The organism is Paenilisteria rustica, from assembly GCF_013820765.1.
GTDB lineage: Bacteria > Bacillota > Bacilli > Lactobacillales > Listeriaceae > Listeria_A > Listeria_A rustica.
Map to the genome: position 1 here is coordinate 1 of NZ_JABJVM010000046.1, position 557 is coordinate 557.

1 protein-coding gene is annotated in these 557 nt (G+C 42.2%); it reads right to left on the reverse strand.

Annotation, left to right across the window (positions count from 1 at the left end; translation table 11 throughout):
* Nucleotides 1-553, reverse strand: a 553-nt coding sequence (locus HPK16_RS16560; RefSeq protein ID WP_181677982.1) for a CpsD/CapB family tyrosine-protein kinase, incomplete at its 3' end; no start/stop codon positions are given.
* Nucleotides 554-557 lie beyond the last annotated feature (4 nt).

Here is a 557-nt window from a genome sequence, read left to right on the forward strand (position 1 = left end):
CACTTCGAAGGACGACGATCGCGCCTTCTACATAGGGGGTTAAAACAAGGGCATCTGATGAAGCTAAAATAGGTGGGGTATCAATAATAATTTGATCGTATTCTTCTGTAAATCGTTTAATTAACTGTTCCATTTTTTTAGAAGCTAGTAATTCATTCGGATTCGGTACCATCGTCCCGCTCGTTAAGATGGTTAAATTATCGATTTCTGTTTGGTGGAGTATATCTTGGAGGTCTGCTCCGGTATTTGTTAACACGTCAGACAAGCCGATATTGTAATGAATGCCAAATGTCCGGTGACTGGTCGGTTTTCTCATATCCGCATCGATGAGCAGTGTTTTGTTACCCTGTTTGGCGTAACAAATGGCAAGATTCGCTGACACTGTTGATTTACCGCTCTCTGGTTCTGGTGACGTCACTAAAATTGATCGATACTCTCGGTCCACCGAAGAAAAATGGATACCTGCTCTAAGTGTCTTGAATTGTTCCGCGATTGGGGAACTTGGGTTGGTTGCCGTAATCAACTTTCTTTTAGCTGTTTGTTGTTTACTCAATGGG